Consider the following 21,067-nt stretch of genomic DNA (forward strand, 5'->3'; position numbering starts at 1 on the left):
ACGGATAAGTTGATTGGCTCGCATACCCATGTGACCTGACGCAACAAAGTTCAGGCCATATGGGTATACGTAAAATCGAAACTGATTTTTCGGTAAAACACACTCCCAGGAAGGGAGGCCACTGAAAATCAGATGCCAGGACGGCATGAAAAACTGCAGTCGCTGCTTAACGCAGTCGCAAGGGAGAATTGCAATGTCGCTGTATGACCCAATGCTGGAGAAAGACAACTGCGGCTTTGGCCTGATCGCTCATACCGAGGGTGAAGCCAGCCACAAACTTGTCCGAACCGCAATTTCCGCACTGGACCGGATGACCCACCGAGGCGCAATTAACGCTGATGGGAAAACCGGTGACGGTTGCGGCTTATTACTTCAAAAGCCCGATAACTTTTTCCGAATCATCGCTGAAGAGAACAACTGGACCCTCAGTAAGCTCTACGGTGTAGGTATGATTTTCCTGAGTAAAGATCCCACTAAAGCGAAACGCGCTAAGGAGATCTTCGAACAGGAAATCGCAGCCGAAACCCTTTCTATCGTGGGCTGGCGTGAAGTGCCAACCAACGAAGATGTACTGGGTGAAATCGCCGCCAGCTCTGTACCGAACATTGAGCAAGTGTTCATCAATGGTCCCGCAGGTTGGCGTGCCCGCGATTTGGAGCGTCGTCTCTACATCGCCCGTCGTCGCGCTGAGAAAGCGCTCGCGGACGACCCGGATTTCTACATCACCAGCCTGTCAACGCGCACCATTGTTTACAAAGGCCTGTGCATGCCAGCAGACCTGCCAAGATTCTATTTAGACTTGGCAGACTTACGTCTTGAGGCGTCTATCTGTCTGTTCCACCAGCGTTTTTCAACCAATACCACCCCGAAGTGGCCGCTGGCACAGCCTTTCCGTTATCTCGCCCACAACGGCGAAATCAATACCATTGAAGGTAACCGTCAATGGGCGCGCGCCCGTGCATACAAGTTCAATTCACCTCTGCTGCCTGATCTGAAACAGGCCGCCCCATTTGTGAATGAAACCGGCTCTGACAGCTCCAGCCTCGACAACATGTTGGAAGTTTTCCTCGCCGGCGGTATGGATCTCTTCCGCGCGATGCGAATGCTGGTGCCACCTGCATGGCAGAACCACCCAGACATGGACCCGGATCTGCGCGCATTTTACGATTTTAATTCCATGCACATGGAGCCGTGGGACGGCCCTGCTGGCATCGTAATGTCCGACGGACGTTATGCTGCTTGTAACCTCGATCGTAATGGTCTGCGCCCTGCCCGCTATGTGGTGACCAAAGACAAACTCATTACGCTGGCATCCGAAGTCGGTATCTGGGATTACGCCCCGGATGAAGTAGCAGAAAAAGGTCGTGTTGGACCGGGCGAACTGCTGGTTATTGACACCTTCGAAGGCGAGATCTGGCATTCTGCCGATATCGATAACGATCTGAAAAGCCGCCACCCTTACAAAGAATGGCTGGACAAAAATGTTAAGCGCCTGACACCGTTTGAAGAACTGCAAGCAGAAGACTCTTCCGGCCAACGCGGCATGGATGACGATGAGCTGCATGTCTTCCAGAAACTGTTTGGTGTTTCGAGCGAGGAGCAGGATCAGGTACTTCGCGTACTCGGTGACATCGGTCAGGAAGCCACAGGTTCCATGGGTGACGATACCCCAGTGGCAGTGCTTTCTTCGAAAGAACGCCATGTCGCTGACTACTTCCGTCAGAAGTTCGCTCAGGTCACCAACCCACCAATCGATCCGCTCCGCGAAAATCACGTGATGTCACTGGCGACCTGTATCGGCCGCGAAATGAACGTGTTTTCAGAAACCGATGGCCACGCCCAACGTGTTGCGTTCAAGAGTCCGGTGCTTCTGTATTCCGATATGGTTCAGCTGTTGGAGCTGGATGATGAGCATTATCGCAACAGCATCATCGACATCAACTTCGACCCAAATGAGAAAGATCTCAAGCAAGCGATTGTCGATCTGTGCGATCAGGTTGAGCGCGTAGTACGCGACGGCACTGTGCTTGTTGTTCTGTCCGACCGCGGTATTTCGAAAGACAAATTACCTATTCCTGCGGCAATGGCAGTGGGCGCAGCTCAGAAACGTCTGGTGGACGCGCAGCTTCGCTGTGATGCCAACATCGTGATTGAGACCGCCTCTGCCCGCGACCCACACCAGTTTGCAGTGCTGCTTGGATTCGGTGCGACAGCGGTATATCCGTACCTCGCTTACGAATCCATTGGCAAGATGGTCGAGAAAGGCGTCATCGAGAAATCGATGGGAGATGCAATGCTGAATTTCAGAAACGGCATCAACAAAGGCCTGTTCAAGATCATGTCGAAGATGGGTATTTCGACCATGGCCTCTTACCGCTGTGCACAGCTGTTTGAAGCTGTTGGCCTGAACAATAATGTGGTTGAGCTTTGCTTTAAAGGCGTCGCCAGCCGCATCCAAGGCGCAGATTTTTCTGACTTCCAGCAGGACTTACACAACCTTGCGCGCAGAGCATGGCTGAAACGTAAGCCCGTCGAGCACGGCGGTTTGCTGAAATATGTCCACGGCGGTGAATACCACGCCTACAACCCGGATGTGGTCAACACGCTTCAATCTGCGGTTCGCTCCGGCGAAGCGATGGATTACAAAACCTACGCGGAAACTGTCAACAGCCGTCCAGTCTCGTCACTGCGCGACTTGATGACGTTGAAACCTGCTGACAAACCAATTTCTCTTGAGAAAGTGGAAGCAGCAACAGAGCTCTTCAAACGTTTTGACTCGGCTGCCATGTCAATTGGCGCCTTGAGTCCAGAAGCGCACGAAGCCCTGGCGATTGCGATGAACCGCCTCGGCGGCAACTCCAACTCCGGTGAAGGGGGTGAAGACCCACGTCGCTTTAACTCAGAGCGTAACTCACGCATCAAGCAAATCGCTTCAGGTCGTTTCGGTGTGACACCACACTACCTCACTAACGCTGATGTGCTGCAAATTAAAGTGGCACAAGGCGCGAAGCCGGGTGAAGGCGGACAGCTACCTGGCCATAAAGTCACAGCTGAAATAGCGCGTCTTCGTCACTCGGTGCAAGGTGTGACCCTGATTTCACCACCGCCGCACCATGACATCTACTCGATTGAAGACTTGGCGCAGCTGATTTTTGATTTGAAGCAGGTGAATCCTGATGCACTGGTTTCCGTCAAGCTGGTTTCTGAACCTGGCGTGGGCACCATCGCAGTCGGTGTTGCGAAAGCGTATGCGGACCTTATCACTATATCTGGTTACGACGGTGGTACCGGCGCAAGCCCACTGACTTCCGTGAAATACGCGGGTAGCCCTTGGGAGCTTGGCCTTGCTGAAACCCAGCAGGCATTGGTCACCAATGGCCTTCGCCACAAGATCCGCCTTCAGGTTGATGGCGGTCTGAAAACCGGTCTGGATATCATCAAAGCGACTATTCTGGGGGCTGAAAGCTTCGGCTTTGGTACCGCGCCAATGGTTGCGCTGGGTTGTAAGTACCTGCGTATCTGTCACCTCAACAACTGTGCGACCGGTGTAGCAACGCAGGACGATACCCTTCGCCGTGAATACTTCAAAGGTTTGCCAGAACAGGTAATGAACTTCTTTAAAGGCCTCGGCGAGGAAGTACGTGAACTGATGGCAGAGCTTGGCGTTGAGAAGCTCACTGACCTGATAGGCCGCACCGACTTGCTCGAAGCGGTCGATGGTTTCACCGCCAAACAGCTCAAACTGGATCTTTCAGACATTCTGGAAAGCCCGCAGCCAAAACCGGGTAAAAGCGTGTTCTGGAGTGAGCCAAACGCACCGTTTGATAAAGCGGAACTTAACCAGAAGCTGCTGGAAACCTTTGAAAAGGCGATTGAAGAGCGCCGCTCAGCCAGCGCGTATCTCGACATCCGAAACACCGACCGCTCGGTGGGCGCATCACTCTCCGGTGCCATAGCTAAACGTTATGGCAACCAGGGCATGGCGGCATCACCACTTGAAATCAACCTTCAGGGTACGGCTGGCCAGTCCTTCGGTGTTTGGAATGCCGGTGGCGTTAACCTCACCCTGACCGGCGATGCCAACGACTATGTCGGAAAAGGTATGGCAGGCGGTAATATCGTGATCAAGCCGCCAGTTGGTTCAGCCTTCGATTGCCACGCATCTACCATCGTCGGCAACACCTGTCTTTACGGCGCAACGGGCGGCAAGCTCTTTGCAGCAGGTAAAGCCGGTGAGCGTTTTGCGGTGCGTAACTCTGGCGCTCAAGCCGTCGTTGAAGGCGCAGGTGATAACGCTTGTGAATACATGACAGGCGGCATCGTGGCCATTCTTGGTCATACCGGTGTGAACTTTGGCGCAGGCATGACAGGCGGTTTTGCTTATGTGCTTGATGAAGCTGGAGACTTTGCAGGTCGCGTCAACCCTGAACTGGTCGAAGCCTTGTCACTCGACAATTTGGCTATCCATCAGGAACACCTCCGTGGTCTGATTGATCAACACCTCGAACTGACCGGCTCCAGCCGCGCTCAGGAAATTATCGCGGACTTTGAACAATGGATCAGTAAATTCTATCTGGTGAAGCCGAAATCAGCGGACGTGCGTTCCCTGCTGGGTCACCAAAGCCGAAGCGCAGCTGAGCTGCGTGTTCAGGCGCAGTAACGGAGGACCCTATGAGCCAGAACGTATACCAGTTTATAGACGTGCAACGTATCGACCCTCGAAAGAAGGCGATCAAAACGCGTAAAACCCAGTTCGTTGAAATCTACGAACCTTTCACCCACAAGCAGGCGTCGGCGCAGGCCGACCGCTGTCTGGACTGCGGCAACCCTTACTGTGAGTGGAAGTGCCCGGTGCACAACTACATTCCGCAGTGGCTGAAGCTTGCCCAGGAAGGACGCATTATTGAAGCGGTTGAGCTATCGCACCAGACCAACAGTCTGCCGGAAGTCTGTGGCCGCGTGTGTCCACAGGACAGACTATGTGAAGGTTCCTGTACCCTCAACGACGACTTTGGTGCCGTCACCATCGGTAATGTTGAAAAATACATTACGGACAAAGCGTTCGAAATGGGCTGGAAGCCAGACATGTCAGGCGTCACTTTGACTGACAAGAAAGTTGCCATTATCGGCGCGGGGCCTGCTGGCCTTGCCTGTGCAGATGTCTTGGTCCGTAACGGCGTGAAACCGGTGGTGTTTGACCGCTATCCGGAAATCGGTGGCCTGCTGACCTTCGGTATTCCGTCATTCAAACTCGAAAAAGACGTGATGCGTAACCGCCAGCGTGTCTTTACGGAAATGGGTGTCGAGTTCCGACTCAACACCGAAGTGGGTAAAGATGTCGAGCTGCAGTCTTTGGTTGATGAGTATGATGCCGTGTTCCTTGGCGTTGGCACCTACAAATCCATGCGTGCAGGTTTGGAAAATGAAGATGCACCGGGTGTATTTGATGCCCTGCCGTTTTTGATTGCCAATACCTACCGCGTGATGGATTTAACGGAAAACCCGCCGGAATACATTGATATGGCTGGCAAGAAAGTCGTTGTTCTTGGTGGTGGTGATACCGCAATGGACTGTGTCCGTACTTCGATTCGCCAGAATGCCAAAAACGTTATCTGTGCTTACCGTCGTGATGAAGCCAATATGCCGGGCAGCCGCCGCGAAGTGAAAAACGCGCGCGAAGAAGGGGTGAACTTTATGTTCAACCTGCAACCGCTGGGTATTGAGCTCGACGCCAGTGGCAATGTGAGCGGCGTGAAAGTGGTGAAAACCGAGTTGGGCGAGCCAGATGAAGCTGGCCGTCGCCGTCCTCAACCTGTTGAAGGCAGCGAGCACGTGCTGGACGCGGATGCTGTGATCATGGCCTTTGGTTTCCAACCACACAAAATGGCATGGCTAGAACCGTTTGGTGTCGACCTCGACCAATGGGGACGTATCAAAGCACCAGAGCAATCTGATTACGCTTACCAAACGTCTAACGAGAAAATCTTCGCGGGCGGTGATGCCGTGCGTGGCTCTGATCTCGTGGTGACCGCTATCGATGAAGGCCGTAAAGCGGCAGAAGGCATTCTCGATTACCTCGAGGTATAAGCCGACTTCAAAACCGACAGAAAAGTGCCTGCAGAGGCACTTTTTTTTCGCCCCAATTTTCGCCCGTGATACACTCTCGCTATTCCCTGATTATCAAAGAGCAACAAGATGAAAATCGGTATTATCGGTGCCATGGAGCAGGAAGTAACCCTGCTAAAAAGCAAGATCAACAACTGCCAACTGCAAGAGATTGGTGGCAGCAAATTTTATACGGGTGACTTGAATGGCGTAGACGTGGTGCTGCTGCAATCAGGTATTGGTAAAGTGGCGGCGGCAGTGGGCACATCCATCCTGCTGGAGCGTTTCAAACCAACAGCTGTGATCAACACAGGTTCTGCGGGCGGCTTCGATACCAGCCTGAATCTGGGAGACGTTGTGATTTCTACCGATGTGGCTTACCACGATGCTGACGTGACCGCATTTGGTTACACCATGGGTCAAATGGCTGGCCAGCCAGCGACTTTTACCTCTGACGCAAAGCTGATGGATGTGGCTGAGCAAGCACTGGCAGCGATGGAGCCAGCGCCACACGCAGTTCGCGGTCTGATTTGTACCGGTGATGCGTTTGTGTGTACCGCTGAGCGTCAAAACTACATCCGTGAACACTTCCCAACTGTGATTGCAGTAGAGATGGAAGCAGCAGCGATTGCTCAGGCGTGTCACCAGTTCAAAGTACCGTTTGTGGTAGTTCGTGCTATCTCTGACGTTGCTGATAAAGAGTCGCCAATGACGTTTGATGAATTCCTGCCGCTGGCAGCGAAAAGCTCAAGCGCCATGGTTGAGAAAATGGTCGAGTTGCTGAAAGCATAATGACCGAGCTCTCCACACCGTTTGAAGCACTGTTAAACCACACCACATTGCTTGCGATGTGGGGAGCCCTTATTTTGCACTGGTTCTTCCCAGTGCCAGCCTATATCAGCCCTGTCACCATATGGCGTCGCGTTGCCGAAGCCATCTCCGACAAGGTCAATCACGAAGAAGACTCTCCGGAGCAGCAACGCCTTTCCGGCGGTTTAGCGCTCGCTGTGATGTGGCTGACCCTAGCCGTGCTTTTAGTCGCCTTAAAGCAAATTGTCTGGATTAGCTGGTTATTCGACCTTCTGTTGCTTTGGCTGGCATTAAGTTGGAAGCCCCTGACTGAGCTTGCGATGCAGGTCGAGCAAGCGCTCATTCGTGACGACAAGCCTGCAGCTCGAACCCTGCTGTCACAAACATTGAACCGAGAAACCCATTCACTCTCTCCAGTTGGTATTGCCAAAGCCAGTTGTGAAACCCTGCTGGTTGGGTATGCACGAGGTCTAGTCTGCGTGCTGTTCTGGTATGCCATTTTCGGTGGTATTGGCGCGTTTCTTTACACGCTGGCAGCGCAACTTGCCCGTGTCTGGCCTCCCCGCCGACAAGAGTTCTCCCAGTTTGGATTAGCAGCGTCTGGCTTTCTTGCTTTGCTCGATTGGATGCCATCCCGCTTATTTGCACTTCTCATTGCCGCTGGGCACCGGTTTGAGCCTGCACTCACGGCCATCCGTGAACATGGACAAAGCTGGTCAGTGAACGGCGCGGGCTGGCTCCTTGCCGCCTCTGGCGCCAAACTGCAGCTTTCCCTGGGTGGCCCCGCCATCTATGACAGCGAGAAATGCACTCGCCCCAGCATTGGCGGAAGCGTTGCCGCTTCTCCTATGCACCTAGCGCTGCTGAATCAACAACTGAGGCAAAAGGCCTTGCTCTGGATCCTCATCCAAAGTTTCCTGATGTGGTTTGCCCACGGATTATTATGATGTTCCGTTTTTTACTGGTTTTACTTTTTCTTCCATCCTTCTCCTTTGCCGAACCGCTTCGCGTTATCAGCCTTTCTCCACATACCACAGAGCTCGCGTATGAAGCAGGGCTGGGAGATAACCTGATTGCTGTCAGTGCTCACAGCGATTACCCACCAGCAGCATTGGAACTTGAGCAGGTAGCCAACTATCGCGGGATCAATATTGAACGTGTCGTCACGCTTAAACCGGATTTGGTGCTGGCGTGGAAAGGCGGAAACCCAGATAAAGAGCTCGCCAAGCTCGAAAGGCTTGGCATTGAGGTGTTCTACTCAAATCCACACTCTCTTTACGACGCTGCCGATAACATTGAAAAGCTGGGTGAGTGGTCAGAAAACCCGGCGTTAGCCAAAGCTCGCGCTGATGCCGTTCGTGAAGAACTGGCAAGCATTGAGGCAGAGCAAGCGGGAAAGTCCAAGGTGCCTTATTTTTATCAACTTAGTGAATCCCCTCTGCTGACAAACAACGGCAAACACTGGCCACAGCCCCTTTTCTCCCTTTGCGGTGGAGAGAACATATTTGCCGAAAGTACAGCGCCGTACCCACAAGTCAGTATGGAGCAGATTGTGGTCAGAAAGCCTTTGGCTGTGTTTCATTCGAGCACCACGGAAAATCCCCTGGCTCACTGGCAAAAATGGCAGGACTTTATCCCTGCGGTAAAAAATAAGGCTATCTTTGCAATAACTGGAGATTGGCTAAACCGCCCAACCCCAAGAGCACTCAAGGCTGTCAGACAAATATGCCTCGCGATGGATAAGGTAAGAAGCGATCTCGATCACTAATTCAAAGCGTGGATTACACTAGCTCTCTTGGCTGGATTGCCCAGAACCAAGTTTCACGTAAAATCGCGCGCGCTTAACCAATCCGTATTGCTGGGTATCAGTGTCACAATAAAAAAATAAGACCCAGAGTAATACCAGTAGTAGACGTCAGATTGGATGTTTGATTAAGGGATGAAATAGCGCTTTATGCTTCTGTATATTTTAGACATGTTTGGTACGGCAGTCTTCGCCATATCAGGCGTATTACTTGCCAGTAAGTTAAGAATGGATCCCTTTGGGATGATCGTTCTGGCTATGGTCACCGCCATTGGCGGCGGCACCATTCGCGATATGATTTTGGGAGCCACCCCTGTTGGCTGGATAACCCAAACTGAATACCTTTGGGTTATTCTCATCACCTGCGTGCTTTCTATGTTACTGATCCGCCAGCCACGCCGTCTGCCTTGGTATTTACTCCCTGTTGCAGACGCCATCGGGCTTGCCGTTTTTGTCGCTATTGGCGTAGATAAGGCGCTAAGTTATGGTGCCTCGCCAATGGTAGCAGTCATCATGGGGGTGATCACCGGTTGTGGCGGCGGAATCATCCGCGATGTATTGGCCAGAGAAATTCCAATGATTTTCCGAACTGAAGTTTATGCTACTGCCTGTATTGCAGGCGGGATGATTCATACTCTCGCACTCGCTGCCAATGCTGACGCCGAATATGCTTCAATTGCGGGAATGATCACCACACTGCTTATCAGGCTTGCCGCAATACGCTGGCACTTATCTCTACCTGTATTCGGTTCAGGAAAGTAAACGCAGTTTCAATCATTTAGAACGCGCCTCTTGGGCGCGTTTTTTGTTCTGATTCAGTAATACCAATCGTAGTCAATATCTGCTCATCCTAGCTACTGTGATTGGTATGACATCCTTCTCTCATTCTGTTTCATCGTTTCCGCGCCACAGATCTCGATCTGGCGATCATCTCATCCATCCAAACCATTAAATAAACTTTTTACTTTATTTAATGGAAATCAGATCTATTATGTAAACATATAGCTTTACTTAATGACAAGGAGCATCCCATGAGCAGCTATGTCGAACACGCCAATATCACAGTTACCAATCTCGATAACGCTATCCAGTTTTTGCAGACAGCCATGCCGGAGTTCTCCATTCGTGGCTCAGGCCAGAATGATGATTACGGCTGGTGTCATCTGGGTACTGACACCTCTTACATCGCCCTTCAGGAAGTGGTCATCGACAAGGCTGTCGAACGAGTCCCTTACCGTCAACTTGGCGTCAATCACATTGGCTTTGTGGTGGAAGATGCGGAAGGTACGGCGGAACGTCTGCGTGAAGCGGGCTATCAAGAGGCCTCTTTTGATAAGAGCCATCCAGCCCGCAAACGTGCATATTTTTTCGATAGCGATGGTATGGAATGGGAATTCATCGAATACCTGACCGATTCCATCGAAAGCCGTAACGATTACCTGCTTTAAGAACGAAGAAAGAATAAAAATAGAGAGAAGCAGTCATGTTTAAACCAATAACGTCAGAAGCACTGTCACTCATCAGGCAGGGACATCGATATTCTCCAGTCTTTGGGCCAAGGCTTTCCAACCACTTACCCATGGCGCTGATTGCCATGTCCCGGCTAGGGGCCTCATCTGCTGAATTACATAACGAGTTCCAACGGGCAGCCCTTCACCTGGAAGCAGAGCAAGTTCCTGTTGCCCCTAAAGTATTAAAGCTTGGGGAGAAAACACACAATGCGGATTTTGTGCTCGATTTCAGCAAGGAGCTGGAAGCCAAAGGCATTGATGCGACATTGAAGGAGGCTTTGCCAACCTTACTACCCGGTATCGCGGCAGGTTCTTTCCACGCTTTAATTCGCCTCGCCTATGCGGTGGAAAGTGAGGATTTCACTGAAATCAGTCACGCGCTCGCCTACTGGTCTTCCGGATTTACGCCACTAGGGGACCTGCAATATGCCACAGATAAAGACGCCGTTTCCCATCTCAATGAGGCTCTTGGGGTAATGCGAGATCACACATATCGAGAAGGGATCATCATCGATCATGTCGAAGAATTACGGGAACTTGCTAAGTACCACGCTGTTTCCACACAGCCTGCCTCGTTGACTAAGGAGTCCGTTGCCATTGTGGTGCTTTCGCAATATGCCGCCAGCAATGATTTCACCTTGCTCCATGGCGTAACCGGCTTTCAGGCATTGCTATCACTCGCCCCGTTTATCGACAATTTTGACTTTGCTCTGGATTGCTTCTGGCAAGCGTATGTCGGCGCAGCATGCACTGCGGAATACCGTGAGCCTGTCGCTCCTGAACGCAGAAATATCCAAACTGATTGGGAACTTTGGTTTAAACAGGCACTGACAACACAAGACGACCATACCATCAAACTTATCTACAGCTGCGCCCGGATCTATAACGAATTACAACTGGACGAAGCGCTATTCGCAATCAACGTCAGGCTAGAGGTATCTTTATGAAAAAAATCGCCATTGTTTATTTCTCACAAACTGGCACTACAGACGCGCTCGCCAAAGCCGTGGCGTGCGGCGCCGAAACGCAAGGTGCACAGGTGTTTGCTTACCGCATATTAGGTTCAGATATCGTTGAGGGGCGCTTCAAAAACGATGGGCTATTCGAAGAGCTCAGTGACATGGATGCCATCATCTTCGGCTCCCCAACTTACATGGGTGGCCCTGCAGCTCAGTTCAAAGCCTTTGCTGATGCGAGCAGTGAAAGTTGGTCCAAACAGCGTTGGAGAAACAAGCTGGCAGCAGGCTTTACTATTGGCGGCAGCCCCTGTGGCGAAGTACAAAGCACAGTGGAATACTTCAACATACTGGCGTCCCAACACAGCATGCTTTGGGTAGGCATTGACGCGCCGGAAGGATTGCTTGGAAAAGATTTTAACCGCCTCAATGCTTCTCTTGGCGTGGTTGCACTGGCAGATACAGAGAGTGGTCTTCATCCGGTGGATGCAAAAACTGCGGTGCGACTGGGTGAGCGGGTTGCGGAGCTGATTCGATAGCTGCTATCTAAAGTTAGTAAAAAGGCGCCGTTCGGCGCCTTTTTCGTGATTATGCCAGCGTGATACGGGCAAATTTGCGTTTACCGACCTGATAAACGGCAGTGCCGGCTGCTGGTACCAGCTTGATATCGTCCAACTTCTCACCGTCGATTTTCACCGCGCCTTGGCGGATCATGCGCATTGCGTCTGAGGTTGAACCTACCAGTGCTGCATCTTTCAGCAGGTTAGTGATAGCCACACCTTGCTCAAAAGAAAACTCTGGCATTTCGTCAGGCATCGCGCCTTTCTGGAAACGGTTGATGAACTCTGCTTCTGCCGCTTCTGCATCCGCTTCAGAGTGGAAGCGAGCGATGATTTCTTTTGCCAGCAGGATCTTCACATCACGTGGGTTGCGGCCGTTAGCAATTTCTTCTTTAAGGCCCGCAATCTCTTCCAGTGGACGGAAAGATAGCAGTTCGTAGTAGTTCCACATCAGATCGTCAGAGATAGACATGATTTTACCGAACATCTCGGTCGGTACATCGCTGATACCAATGTAGTTGTTCGCTGACTTCGACATTTTCTTCACGCCGTCCAGACCCACCAGCAGTGGCATGGTGATCACGACTTGCTGTGATTGGCCGTTTTGCTTTTGCAGCTCCCGACCCATCAGCAGGTTGAATTTCTGGTCAGTACCACCAAGCTCAACATCAGCTTCCAGCGCTACTGAGTCATAACCTTGCAGGAGCGGATAAATGAACTCGTGGATCGCGATTGGCTGGTTGTTGCTGTAACGCTTTTTGAAATCGTCACGCTCAAGCATACGTGCAACGGTAGAACTCGCAGCAAGACGGATCATGCCATCCGTGCCCAGCTCACTCAGCCAGCTTGAGTTGAACTCAATGCGGGTTTTCTCTGGATCCAGAATTTTGAAGATCTGCTCTTTGTAAGTCTCAGCATTGCTCAGAACCTGCTCACGCGTCAGCGGAGGACGCGTTGCGTTCTTGCCGCTTGGGTCACCCACCATCGCGGTATAGTCACCGATCAGGAAGATAACTTCATGGCCCAGCTCCTGGAAGGCACGCAGTTTATTCATGATCACTGTGTGACCAAGGTGAATATCCGGTGCAGTTGGATCCGCGCCCAACTTGATACGAAGAGGACGGTTCTCTTTCAGTTTTGCAATGAGTTCCGCTTCGGGAATCAACTCCTCAACACCACGCTTAATTTCAGCTAGCGCGGCTTCAATGCTCGCCATATTTTATCGCTCCCACAGAATCGGCATTTTTTCGTAAGCCGACATACTACTTGAATAGCAGTGGTTTTTGAAACCAGTTAGACTTAACACACGCGAAAAGGAATGCTTACGCCAATCAGTTTTTACGAGAAAGTTGGCACATCCCAATTAAATTCATTTTCTTAACGACTGTTTTTTAATGCCTGTTAAACATATTGCTGCGCTACCTCGACTACACCAAGTCTCAATCATGGCTCTCAGCGCCCTCGTGGTTCTGCTGATTTTGCTCCCCACTGAAACGCCAGCTTCTCATCCGGATGCCAAATTCGAAGTCGGTAAGCTTTACTCAATTCCCCTTGATACGGTTTCCTTGCTTCCACCTGAAAATGAGCAACAGCCCGTGCAGGCTTATGCGCCGCTCGAGTGGCACAAGTTCAAGGTGAAAGCCGGCGACAGTCTGGCGGTTATTTTTGACCGCGTAGGCATAAGCCCCACCACCCTTTATCGTCTGATCAATAGTGATAAAGGCACCAAATCTCTGGCTTCACTGAAAGTGGGTGATGAAATTCACCTTGGCTTTGACGAAAAAGGTTTATTTACCCAACTCGTGCAGCCGAAAAATGCCAATGAAAAACTGGTCGTCACCCGCATTGGTGATGAGTTCTTCTCCAAAACAGAGTCCAAGCAAATTGATACTCAGGTGAACTTTGCCTCGGCCACCATCAACTCTAGCTTCTGGAACGCAGGTGTCAGCGCAGGGCTCAACGCCAATCAAATCATGGAGCTGGCGGGGATTTTTGGCTGGGACATCGACTTTGCCCTGGATATTCGTCAAGGCGACAAGTTTTCGGTGCTGTTTGAAGAGCAGTTGGTGGAAGGTGAAATAATTGGTCGAGGTAATATTCTTGCCGCGACATTTACCAACCAGGGCGAAACCTTTACTGCCATCCGCTCAGAGTCAGGTAAATATTACGATGACAAAGGCCGCGCGATGAGAAAAGCCTTCCTTCGCTCGCCAGTCAACTTCCGTTATGTCAGTTCAAACTTCAATCCCCGTCGTTTGCACCCAGTGACAGGCCAGGTGAAAGCGCACCGAGGAACGGACTATGTTGCGCCTGTTGGTACACCGATCTGGTCTGCTGGTGACGGTGTCGTAATGAAATCGGCCTACAACAAGTTCAACGGTCATTATGTTTTCATTCGTCATAGCTCAACCTACATCACCAAGTACCTTCATCTCACCAAGCGTAAAGTGAAAACGGGTCAGCGTGTCAAACAGGGACAAACCATAGGTACTCTCGGTGGTACAGGTCGCGTGACAGGCCCTCACCTACACTATGAGTTTCTCGTTAACGGCGTACATAAGAACCCTCGTACCGTGAAATTGCCACAAGCTCAATCTCTTTCAGGTAAGGAGAAAACAGCCTTTATTGAGCTGGCGAAAGACCGCATGGCGCAGCTAAACAAGTTAGAACAACTGTTAGCCTCCATCGGAACTCTAGAGCGGGTTTATTCCTAGCGGTTTGATTGTAGTGGTTTAATAGAAAAGAAAAAGCAGCGCTTATGCGCTGCTTTTTTGTACGTCGGAATTCCGCCTCAAAGCTGAGGCTCAGCTTCCCGTTGTGGCTTTGGGAGTGTAGATTCCTTCTCTCCGGTTCGCCAAATCGTATTGGTTTCTTTGTTCGCCCCTTTTGGCTCACGAGCCAGCATCAGAAGACACGGGGTAAGCACCAACGTAAGCACTGTAGAGAATGCCAACCCACCAGCTACTGCAGTGGCAAGTTGTGACCACCACTGAGTACTCGGTGCACCAAACTCAATGCCTCGGTTCACCAAATCAACGTTCATTTCCAGCACCATTGGCAGCAGACCCAAAATCGTCGTTACTGTGGTTAACATTACCGGACGTAAACGCTGGGCACCGGTGCGCAAGATCGCATCGACTTTATCAAGGCCTTGGCGACGCAGCACGTTATAGGTATCAATCAGTACGATGTTGTTGTTCACCACGATACCCGCAAGCGTAATCACCCCAACACCAGACATGATGACCCCAAACGGACGTTGGAACACCAGAAGGCCAAGGAATACACCCACTGTCGAGAACAAGACTGCACTCAAAATCAGGAACGCCTGATAGAAGCTGTTGAATTGGGTAATGAGGATCAAAGCCATTGCCGCTAATGCTGCCAAAAAGGCTGTCATCAGGAAGGCTGAACTTTCATCCTGCTCTTCATTTTGTCCACGCAGTGTGACTTTGACTTCTGGAGATAGCCCCAAACGTTCGATATGCTCGTTCAATCCGGGCAACGCCAAGCTGAGGTTATATCCTTCCGTCATGTCGGCCATGACTTTCACCACACGCTTGCCATCAACTCGGTCGATATTACCTTGCTTCGGCTCTGGCTTGATTTGGGCAAAGTTGGTGATAGGCACCAACCCATAAGGCGTCATCACCCGAAGTTCATCAAAGCGTCCAATATCCCGCTTCTCTTCCGGATAACGCACCAGAATATCCACTTCTTCACTGGCATCATCTGGCAAGTAATCACCAATCTTGAGGCCATTGGTGACGAACTGTACCGTGTTACCTACCAGCAGGGCGTCTGCACCAAAGCGGGCAGCATCTTCACGGTTGATATCAATCGACCAGTCAATGCCCGGTTTGGTCAAGGTGTCGCTGTAGTTGGTAAATGCAGGGTCCTGTTCAAGCAGACTGCGAATTTGCTTGGCAGCAGGCGCGATCAGCGCAGGGTTTGCCGCACTGACCTCAATCGACAAATCGTGATCACTCGGCGGGCCAGCGTCAGGTTTTTTGAACTCGAGTTCCAAACCCGACAAATCCGCCGTTTTCTCGCGAAGCTCTTCGATGATCTCTTTTACTTTACGACGCTCTTGCCAATCAACAGGCTTCATCTGTATAACGCCAATTTCATCCTGACCACCGGTTTTGGTGTAAACGGATTCAATCTCATCCATGCCCATGACACGCTCTTCAACTTCGGCCATCAAGGCGTCTTTCTCGAAGATAGAAAGATCACCGTGCGAGCGCACTTTGATGTTGAAGAATGCCGGATCGACGTCAGGGAAAAATTCTGAGCCAAGGCCTGATTTCCCATAAGCGAAGAACACACCACCTGCCACGATCAAAGCCGCAATCAAAATTTTAATCGGGTGCTTAATCGCAATAGAAAGTGTTTTTATATAAGCACGCGTGATACCGCGGGCTTGGGAGAAATCACCTTGCTCAAGCGCATGGGTTCGGGCCTGTTGCTCTGATGTCAGAGGAAGCGGCTTGCCCACCATGCTGCCCAGCACTGGCACAAACAACAGTGCCATCGCCAAAGAAGCAGCGAGTGTTGCTATCAGGGTTAATGGCATATAGCCCATGAACTCACCGGTGATACCCGGCCAGAACAGAAGCGGAGCAAAGGCCGCCAGAGTGGTGGCTGTTGACGCGATAATCGGCCATGCCATGCGGTGTGCAGCCTCCCGGAAGGCCATTTTACGGCCCACACCTTCACGCATCCGGCGATCGGCATATTCCGTTACCACAATCGCCCCATCTACCAGCAAGCCAACCGCCATGATGAGAGAAAACAGCACAACGATATTGACCGTCAATCCGGCCAATGACAGCACCACTAGACCCGTTAAGAAGGAGCCAGGAATGGAAACGCCCACCAGTAGCGCAGTACGCGCCCCCAGAATGGCGATAATGACAATCACCACCAGCAAAATAGCGGAGAGGATGTTGTTTTGAAGATCCGTCAGCATCGAACGCACATCTTCAGAGCCGTCCCAAGTGTATTTCACTTGAAGAGCTCCCGGCCAAAGCGGTGATTTCTGCGCTTCATTCATCACCGCCTTGGCTAGCTCGACGGTCTCGATGATGTTCTCGCCAGCGCGCTTTTTGACATCCAGCACGACCGCTGGCTTACCATCCAGACGGGCAAAGCTTTCAGGATCTTTGAACGCGCGGCGAACGGTTGCAACATCGCCCACTGTGACTACCTGATTACCTTCGATCTTAATTGGCAGGGTTAATACGTCCTGCACTGTCTCGAAAACCGAAGGGACTTTGACAGAAAAGCGACCATAGCCGGTATCAACATAACCTGCCGCAACTACACGGTTGTTTCGGGATACCAGATTAAATATGTCCTGCTGATCCAGCCCATAGCTTTCCAACAACAGCGGTTCGACGATAATTTCCACCACATCATCACGGTCACCGGCAATATCCACTTCGAGGATTTGCTTAAAGCCTTCCAGTTCTTCCTGAAGTTCACGGGCAATTTTTACAATTGCGCGCTCAGAAACATCACCATAAAGTGCTATGGAGAGCACGGGCTGCATATTGGCAAAAGTGACTTCGTTGACCGTTGGCTCATCACTGTCGTCCGGCAAGCGCGGCTTCACCAGATCTACCGCTTCACGCACGTCCGCCATGGCTTCATTGAGATCAACACCGACGTTAAACTCAAGCGTCACAGACGCGTGGCCTTCCGTCGCCGTTGCCGTCATCTCCTTGATGCCTTCAATCGAGCGAAGTTCTTGCTCAACCGGACGCACTAAAAGACGCTCAGCATCCTCCGGAGAAATGCCTTCATGGCTAACAGAGACATAAATCACCGGAATGGTGATGTCAGGATCAGATTCTTTTGGAATGGTTTGATAGGTGTAAAAACCTGCTACCAAGAGTACCAGCAACAGGGTGACCATGGTGCGGGTGCGGGCCAGTGACGCATCAATCAATGTTCTCATAAGATGCCCCCCTATTGTGCCGACGCTTGACGCACCGCCTCAACAGCATCACCGTCACGCACAAAACCCTGTCCCTTGGTGATGACGTCCACCGTCTCGCCAAGACCAGACAGCCATACGCCATTTTGCTCAGCTTTAACGACCTTTGCGGAAACAAAAGCAACCTTGTCTCCTTTTAAGGTTTTCACTCCCAAATTCCCTTTTTCATCCAGTGCCAGCATTGAAGGGCTCAGCTTCACAGCACTTTGCTGCTCAAGCGCCAGATCCACTTCTGCACTGATACCTGCAGGCAGTTTTTGCTCTGGGTTCGGAAACTCCAGCTCAATGGTGAAGGTGTTGGTTGCCGGAGAGGAAATACTGGATTGGTAGCGAAGGCGCCCTTCTTTCATAGTGCCATTAACCAGCAGGATATTGGCTGGCAAGTCCGCATCTATATCGCTGATATGCTTTTCGCTCACATCAGCAGTTACGACAAGGGGATCGAGATCGACCAAAGTCGCCATAGGATCGCCAATGCCAAGATAGTCACCGACTTCCACATTCAGAGCATCAACTATGCCATCAAACGGTGCTTTCACCTCAGTATGAGACAATGCGAGTTTCAGATTCTTCACCGTCGCACGGGCTTCCACCAAATTGGCCTGGGCTAAGGAGAATGCCACTTCCCCCTGAAGTCCTTTTTTCTTCAATGACTGGGCCGCGTTATATTCTTTTTCACGCACCAAAAGCAGTGCCTCAGCGCGTTCAAGTTGCGCCTGACGGTCGGCTTTGTCGATATAAAGCAGTAAATCGCCTTTCTTAACAAAAGCCCCCTTACGGACGGACACTTTGGTGACCCGACCAGCTGCTTCCGCCGAAATGGTGGCAGAACGATCAGGTGCTGTGCGCCCATACAACGAAATAGAGCGGGTAACTGGCTCTGAATAGAATGTTTCAACACCGACTTTCGTCAACGGTGCTGCCGCAGGTTCTTTTTTGTCAGCGTCAGACTTTTCATTGCTGTGGCCGCTGCCAACCCAAAAGAACAAACCACAAAGTAATACAAGAGAAATAACCCAGGGACGCTGGGAGAGGAAAGACGTTTTCGCGCCTGCATTCGTCATAATCGTTCCATCCTGACGTAGTTACTGCAGTAAAAGAAAGTGGACGCTGATCCGACTGGCCCAATGAAAAAGACGCGGCAGCTTCGTTGAGAACTGCCGCGGCTTTAAAAGTGTCTTATAGTTTATACACTGAAAGAGGCGCCACAACCACAGGTAGTGGTTGCGTTTGGGTTATTTACGAAGAAACGTGAACCTTCTAACCCTTCTGTGTAATCGACGACGCCGCCGATCAGATATTGCAGGCTCATTGGGTCGACCACCAAGGTAACACCACTTCTTTCGATGGTCATATCACCGTCATTGACGTTTTCATCAAACGTGAAGCCATACTGGAACCCACTACAGCCGCCACCAGTGATATACACGCGCAGCTTCAGATTCGGGTTTTCTTCTTCCTGAATCAGCGTTTTTACCTTGTTCGCTGCGGTTTCTGAAAACTGCAGTGGCAAAGCGGCATCACTCATTATTACCTCACATTAACTCTTGATATTCTGACCGCATTATCTAATACCTGACTAATTCGTTCAAGTATTGCTCTTCGCACGGAAACTTATCCGCAATATACACCAAGTTTAAGTCGGATGTGATGCTTACCTCATCATCCATCTCGCACCCTTTCAACGTATCCCGTACAATACGCACCGACAGTGAATTAATGATCAAATAGTCCAGGGTCTGTTGACCTTTGGTGATGATTTTTGCGGCGCTTGTGGGGACTTTATACAAGGCAGAGGTTTCGACATGTAGCTGGCCTACACGAGAAGCCGATAACGCGGTAGAAAGCCCCCACAAGCGCCGCCCGAAGGGTTCAGCTAAAAGCGCTTTATGCTTTGTTGAGCTGTATTTACTTAGAATGCTAAGCGTTATAAAGCTCGCCGCGCCTAAAACGCTTTTCGCAAGAACAAAATTTAACCACCAAAGGCCAACAGACCCTAGGAAAGAAGCATGACAAAATCAGCCGAGCTATTTCAGCAAGCCCGCAAAACCATCCCTGGCGGTGTGAACTCTCCGGTTCGCGCTTTCGCAGGTGTAGGCGGCGACCCAATTTTTATAGAGCGCGCTGATGGCGCGTACATTTATGACGCAGATGGAAAAGCCTACATCGACTATGTCGGCTCTTGGGGTCCAATGATCTTGGGTCACAACCACCCAAGCATTTGTGATGCAGTGATCACCGCAGCGCAAAATGGCCTGAGCTTCGGCGCACCAACTGCCCGCGAAATCACGCTGGCTGAGCTGGTTAGCAAGCTGGTTCCATCAATGGAAATGGTTCGCATGGTGAGCTCTGGCACAGAAGCCACCATGAGCGCAATCCGTCTGGCGCGTGGATTTACCCGCCGCGACAAATTCATTAAGTTTGAAGGCTGCTACCACGGTCATGCAGACTGCCTGCTGGTGAAGGCGGGCTCTGGTGCACTGACACTCGGTGAGCCTACCTCTCCGGGCGTGCCTGCAGATTTTGCCAAACACACGCTCACTTGTACCTTCAACGACCTGGACTCAGTGCGTGCCGCGTTCGAGCAATACCCTGACGAGATTTCCTGCATCATCGTTGAGCCTGTTGCCGGCAACATGAACTGTATTCCGCCGCAGGAGGGTTTCCTGGAAGGTCTTCGTGGGCTGTGTGATGAATTCGGCGCACTGCTGATTTTCGACGAAGTGATGACAGGCTTCCGTGTTGCACTGGGTGGCGCGCAGGCACATTACAACATCAAGCCGGATCTGACGACTCTGGGTAAAGTTATCGGTGGCGGTATGCCTGTCGGTGCTTTCGGTGGCCGTCGTGACGTGATGGAATACATCGCGCCAACGGGTCCAGTTTATCAGGCAGGTACGCTTTCCGGTAACCCTGTCGCCATGGCAGCCGGTGAAGCAGCGCTGACCGAGTTGTCAAAAGAAGGCAATGAAGCGCATCTTGCAGAGCTGACCAAGCGTTTGGCTGAAGGTTTCAAAACCGCGGCTGATAAACACGGCGTTGCTCTGGCGGTAAACCAAGTTGGCGGTATGTTCGGCTTCTTCTTTACCGACAAAGACACCATCAGCTGTTTTGCTGACGTTCAGCAGTGTGACATCGAGAAATTCAAACGCTTCTTCCACCTGATGCTCGAAGAGGGCGTGTATCTGGCACCATCTGCATTTGAAGCAAGCTTCACTTCTTTGGCACATGGCGACAAAGAGCTGGAGGCGACATTAGCAGCCGCTGACCGCGCCTTCGCTAAGCTGGCATCAGAATAAGTACTGCCAGAGAACCACAAA

The 21,067-nt window shown here is 51.2% G+C and carries 15 protein-coding genes; 11 read left to right on the top strand and 4 right to left on the bottom strand.

Annotated elements, in window-relative coordinates; genetic code table 11:
- The first annotated feature begins 193 nt into the window (after positions 1 to 193).
- From gltB to GMA8713_RS04430, 9 genes are all read left to right on the top strand, one after another.
- Positions 194 to 4,660, top strand: coding sequence for a glutamate synthase large subunit (gene gltB / locus GMA8713_RS04390; protein WP_062706115.1), 4,467 nt, complete (start codon positions 194 to 196; stop codon positions 4,658 to 4,660).
- A gap of 11 nt (positions 4,661 to 4,671) precedes the next feature.
- A complete protein-coding gene (locus tag GMA8713_RS04395) occupies positions 4,672 to 6,087 on the top strand; it encodes an FAD-dependent oxidoreductase (RefSeq protein ID WP_002540424.1) in 1,416 nt (471 codons plus the stop codon).
- A gap of 108 nt (positions 6,088 to 6,195) precedes the next feature.
- Complete coding sequence (gene mtnN / locus GMA8713_RS04400; RefSeq protein ID WP_002540425.1) at positions 6,196 to 6,897, top strand: 5'-methylthioadenosine/S-adenosylhomocysteine nucleosidase; 702 nt, start codon at positions 6,196 to 6,198, stop codon at positions 6,895 to 6,897.
- Positions 6,897 to 7,862, top strand: a complete 966-nt coding sequence (locus tag GMA8713_RS04405; protein WP_046303920.1) for a cobalamin biosynthesis family protein — start codon at positions 6,897 to 6,899, stop codon at positions 7,860 to 7,862. Before mtnN ends, GMA8713_RS04405 begins: the two co-directional genes overlap by 1 nt.
- Positions 7,862 to 8,683 (top strand): vitamin B12 ABC transporter substrate-binding protein BtuF, encoded by an 822-nt coding sequence (btuF, locus tag GMA8713_RS04410; RefSeq protein WP_062706118.1) that lies wholly within the window; start codon positions 7,862 to 7,864, stop codon positions 8,681 to 8,683. The genes GMA8713_RS04405 and btuF overlap by 1 nt, the downstream gene beginning before the upstream one ends.
- Before the next feature lie 186 nt (positions 8,684 to 8,869).
- Positions 8,870 to 9,481 carry a TRIC cation channel family protein gene (locus GMA8713_RS04415; RefSeq protein ID WP_062706120.1) on the top strand — a complete coding sequence of 204 codons (612 nt, stop codon included), beginning with the start codon at positions 8,870 to 8,872 and terminating at the stop codon, positions 9,479 to 9,481.
- A 269-nt stretch (positions 9,482 to 9,750) separates the two neighbouring features.
- Entirely contained in the window at positions 9,751 to 10,167 is a 417-nt protein-coding gene (locus GMA8713_RS04420) for a VOC family protein (RefSeq protein ID WP_046303922.1), read from the top strand.
- A gap of 35 nt (positions 10,168 to 10,202) precedes the next feature.
- On the top strand, positions 10,203 to 11,177 hold the full coding sequence (locus GMA8713_RS04425) for a questin oxidase family protein (protein WP_062706123.1): 975 nt from the start codon (positions 10,203 to 10,205) through the stop codon (positions 11,175 to 11,177).
- Entirely contained in the window at positions 11,174 to 11,725 is a 552-nt protein-coding gene (locus tag GMA8713_RS04430; protein WP_062706127.1) for a flavodoxin family protein, read from the top strand. Before GMA8713_RS04425 ends, GMA8713_RS04430 begins: the two co-directional genes overlap by 4 nt.
- A gap of 49 nt (positions 11,726 to 11,774) precedes the next feature.
- On the opposite strand, the gene tyrS is transcribed toward GMA8713_RS04430, so the two are convergent.
- Positions 11,775 to 12,962 (bottom strand): tyrosine--tRNA ligase, encoded by a 1,188-nt coding sequence (gene tyrS / locus GMA8713_RS04435; protein ID WP_062706129.1) that lies wholly within the window; start codon positions 12,960 to 12,962, stop codon positions 11,775 to 11,777.
- A gap of 178 nt (positions 12,963 to 13,140) precedes the next feature.
- On the opposite strand from tyrS, the gene shyC reads away from it, so the two are divergent.
- On the top strand, positions 13,141 to 14,460 hold the full coding sequence (gene shyC, locus GMA8713_RS04440; RefSeq protein WP_062706132.1) for a peptidoglycan DD-endopeptidase ShyC: 1,320 nt from the start codon (positions 13,141 to 13,143) through the stop codon (positions 14,458 to 14,460).
- 77 nt (positions 14,461 to 14,537) lie between these two features.
- Here the strand turns inward: shyC and GMA8713_RS04445 are convergent, their stop codons facing one another.
- The 3 genes from GMA8713_RS04445 to erpA all read right to left on the bottom strand — a co-directional run bounded on the left by GMA8713_RS04445 (position 14,538) and on the right by erpA (position 19,275).
- Positions 14,538 to 17,708 carry an efflux RND transporter permease subunit gene (locus tag GMA8713_RS04445; RefSeq protein ID WP_062706135.1) on the bottom strand — a complete coding sequence of 1,057 codons (3,171 nt, stop codon included), beginning with the start codon at positions 17,706 to 17,708 and terminating at the stop codon, positions 14,538 to 14,540.
- Positions 17,709 to 17,719: 11 nt separating this feature from the next.
- Positions 17,720 to 18,811 (bottom strand): efflux RND transporter periplasmic adaptor subunit, encoded by a 1,092-nt coding sequence (locus GMA8713_RS04450; RefSeq protein ID WP_062706138.1) that lies wholly within the window; start codon positions 18,809 to 18,811, stop codon positions 17,720 to 17,722.
- A 122-nt stretch (positions 18,812 to 18,933) separates the two neighbouring features.
- Positions 18,934 to 19,275, bottom strand: coding sequence for an iron-sulfur cluster insertion protein ErpA (erpA, locus tag GMA8713_RS04455; protein WP_002540439.1), 342 nt, complete (start codon positions 19,273 to 19,275; stop codon positions 18,934 to 18,936).
- A 481-nt stretch (positions 19,276 to 19,756) separates the two neighbouring features.
- Between erpA and hemL the strand changes: the two genes are divergently transcribed.
- Positions 19,757 to 21,046, top strand: coding sequence for a glutamate-1-semialdehyde 2,1-aminomutase (gene hemL / locus GMA8713_RS04465; RefSeq protein WP_062706143.1), 1,290 nt, complete (start codon positions 19,757 to 19,759; stop codon positions 21,044 to 21,046).
- Positions 21,047 to 21,067 lie beyond the last annotated feature (21 nt).

This window comes from Grimontia marina, assembly GCF_900060185.1.
Classification (GTDB): Bacteria; Pseudomonadota; Gammaproteobacteria; order Enterobacterales; family Vibrionaceae; genus Enterovibrio; species Enterovibrio marinus.

Bases quoted from the DNA above. Each gene is read 5' to 3' on its own strand.
- hemL (WP_062706143.1), top strand. From the start codon at position 19,757: ATGACAAAATCAGCCGAGCTATTTCAGCAAGCCCGCAAAACCATCCCT.
- GMA8713_RS04415 (WP_062706120.1), top strand. From the start codon at position 8,870: ATGCTTCTGTATATTTTAGACATGTTTGGTACGGCAGTCTTCGCCATA.
- GMA8713_RS04445 (WP_062706135.1), bottom strand. From the start codon at position 17,708: ATGAGAACATTGATTGATGCGTCACTGGCCCGCACCCGCACCATGGTC.
- tyrS (WP_062706129.1), bottom strand. From the start codon at position 12,962: ATGGCGAGCATTGAAGCCGCGCTAGCTGAAATTAAGCGTGGTGTTGAG.
- GMA8713_RS04450 (WP_062706138.1), bottom strand. From the start codon at position 18,811: ATGACGAATGCAGGCGCGAAAACGTCTTTCCTCTCCCAGCGTCCCTGG.
- btuF (WP_062706118.1), top strand. From the start codon at position 7,862: ATGTTCCGTTTTTTACTGGTTTTACTTTTTCTTCCATCCTTCTCCTTT.
- GMA8713_RS04425 (WP_062706123.1), top strand. From the start codon at position 10,203: ATGTTTAAACCAATAACGTCAGAAGCACTGTCACTCATCAGGCAGGGA.
- gltB (WP_062706115.1), top strand. From the start codon at position 194: ATGTCGCTGTATGACCCAATGCTGGAGAAAGACAACTGCGGCTTTGGC.
- shyC (WP_062706132.1), top strand. From the start codon at position 13,141: ATGCCTGTTAAACATATTGCTGCGCTACCTCGACTACACCAAGTCTCA.
- mtnN (WP_002540425.1), top strand. From the start codon at position 6,196: ATGAAAATCGGTATTATCGGTGCCATGGAGCAGGAAGTAACCCTGCTA.
- GMA8713_RS04405 (WP_046303920.1), top strand. From the start codon at position 6,897: ATGACCGAGCTCTCCACACCGTTTGAAGCACTGTTAAACCACACCACA.
- GMA8713_RS04420 (WP_046303922.1), top strand. From the start codon at position 9,751: ATGAGCAGCTATGTCGAACACGCCAATATCACAGTTACCAATCTCGAT.
- GMA8713_RS04430 (WP_062706127.1), top strand. From the start codon at position 11,174: ATGAAAAAAATCGCCATTGTTTATTTCTCACAAACTGGCACTACAGAC.
- GMA8713_RS04395 (WP_002540424.1), top strand. From the start codon at position 4,672: ATGAGCCAGAACGTATACCAGTTTATAGACGTGCAACGTATCGACCCT.
- erpA (WP_002540439.1), bottom strand. From the start codon at position 19,275: ATGAGTGATGCCGCTTTGCCACTGCAGTTTTCAGAAACCGCAGCGAAC.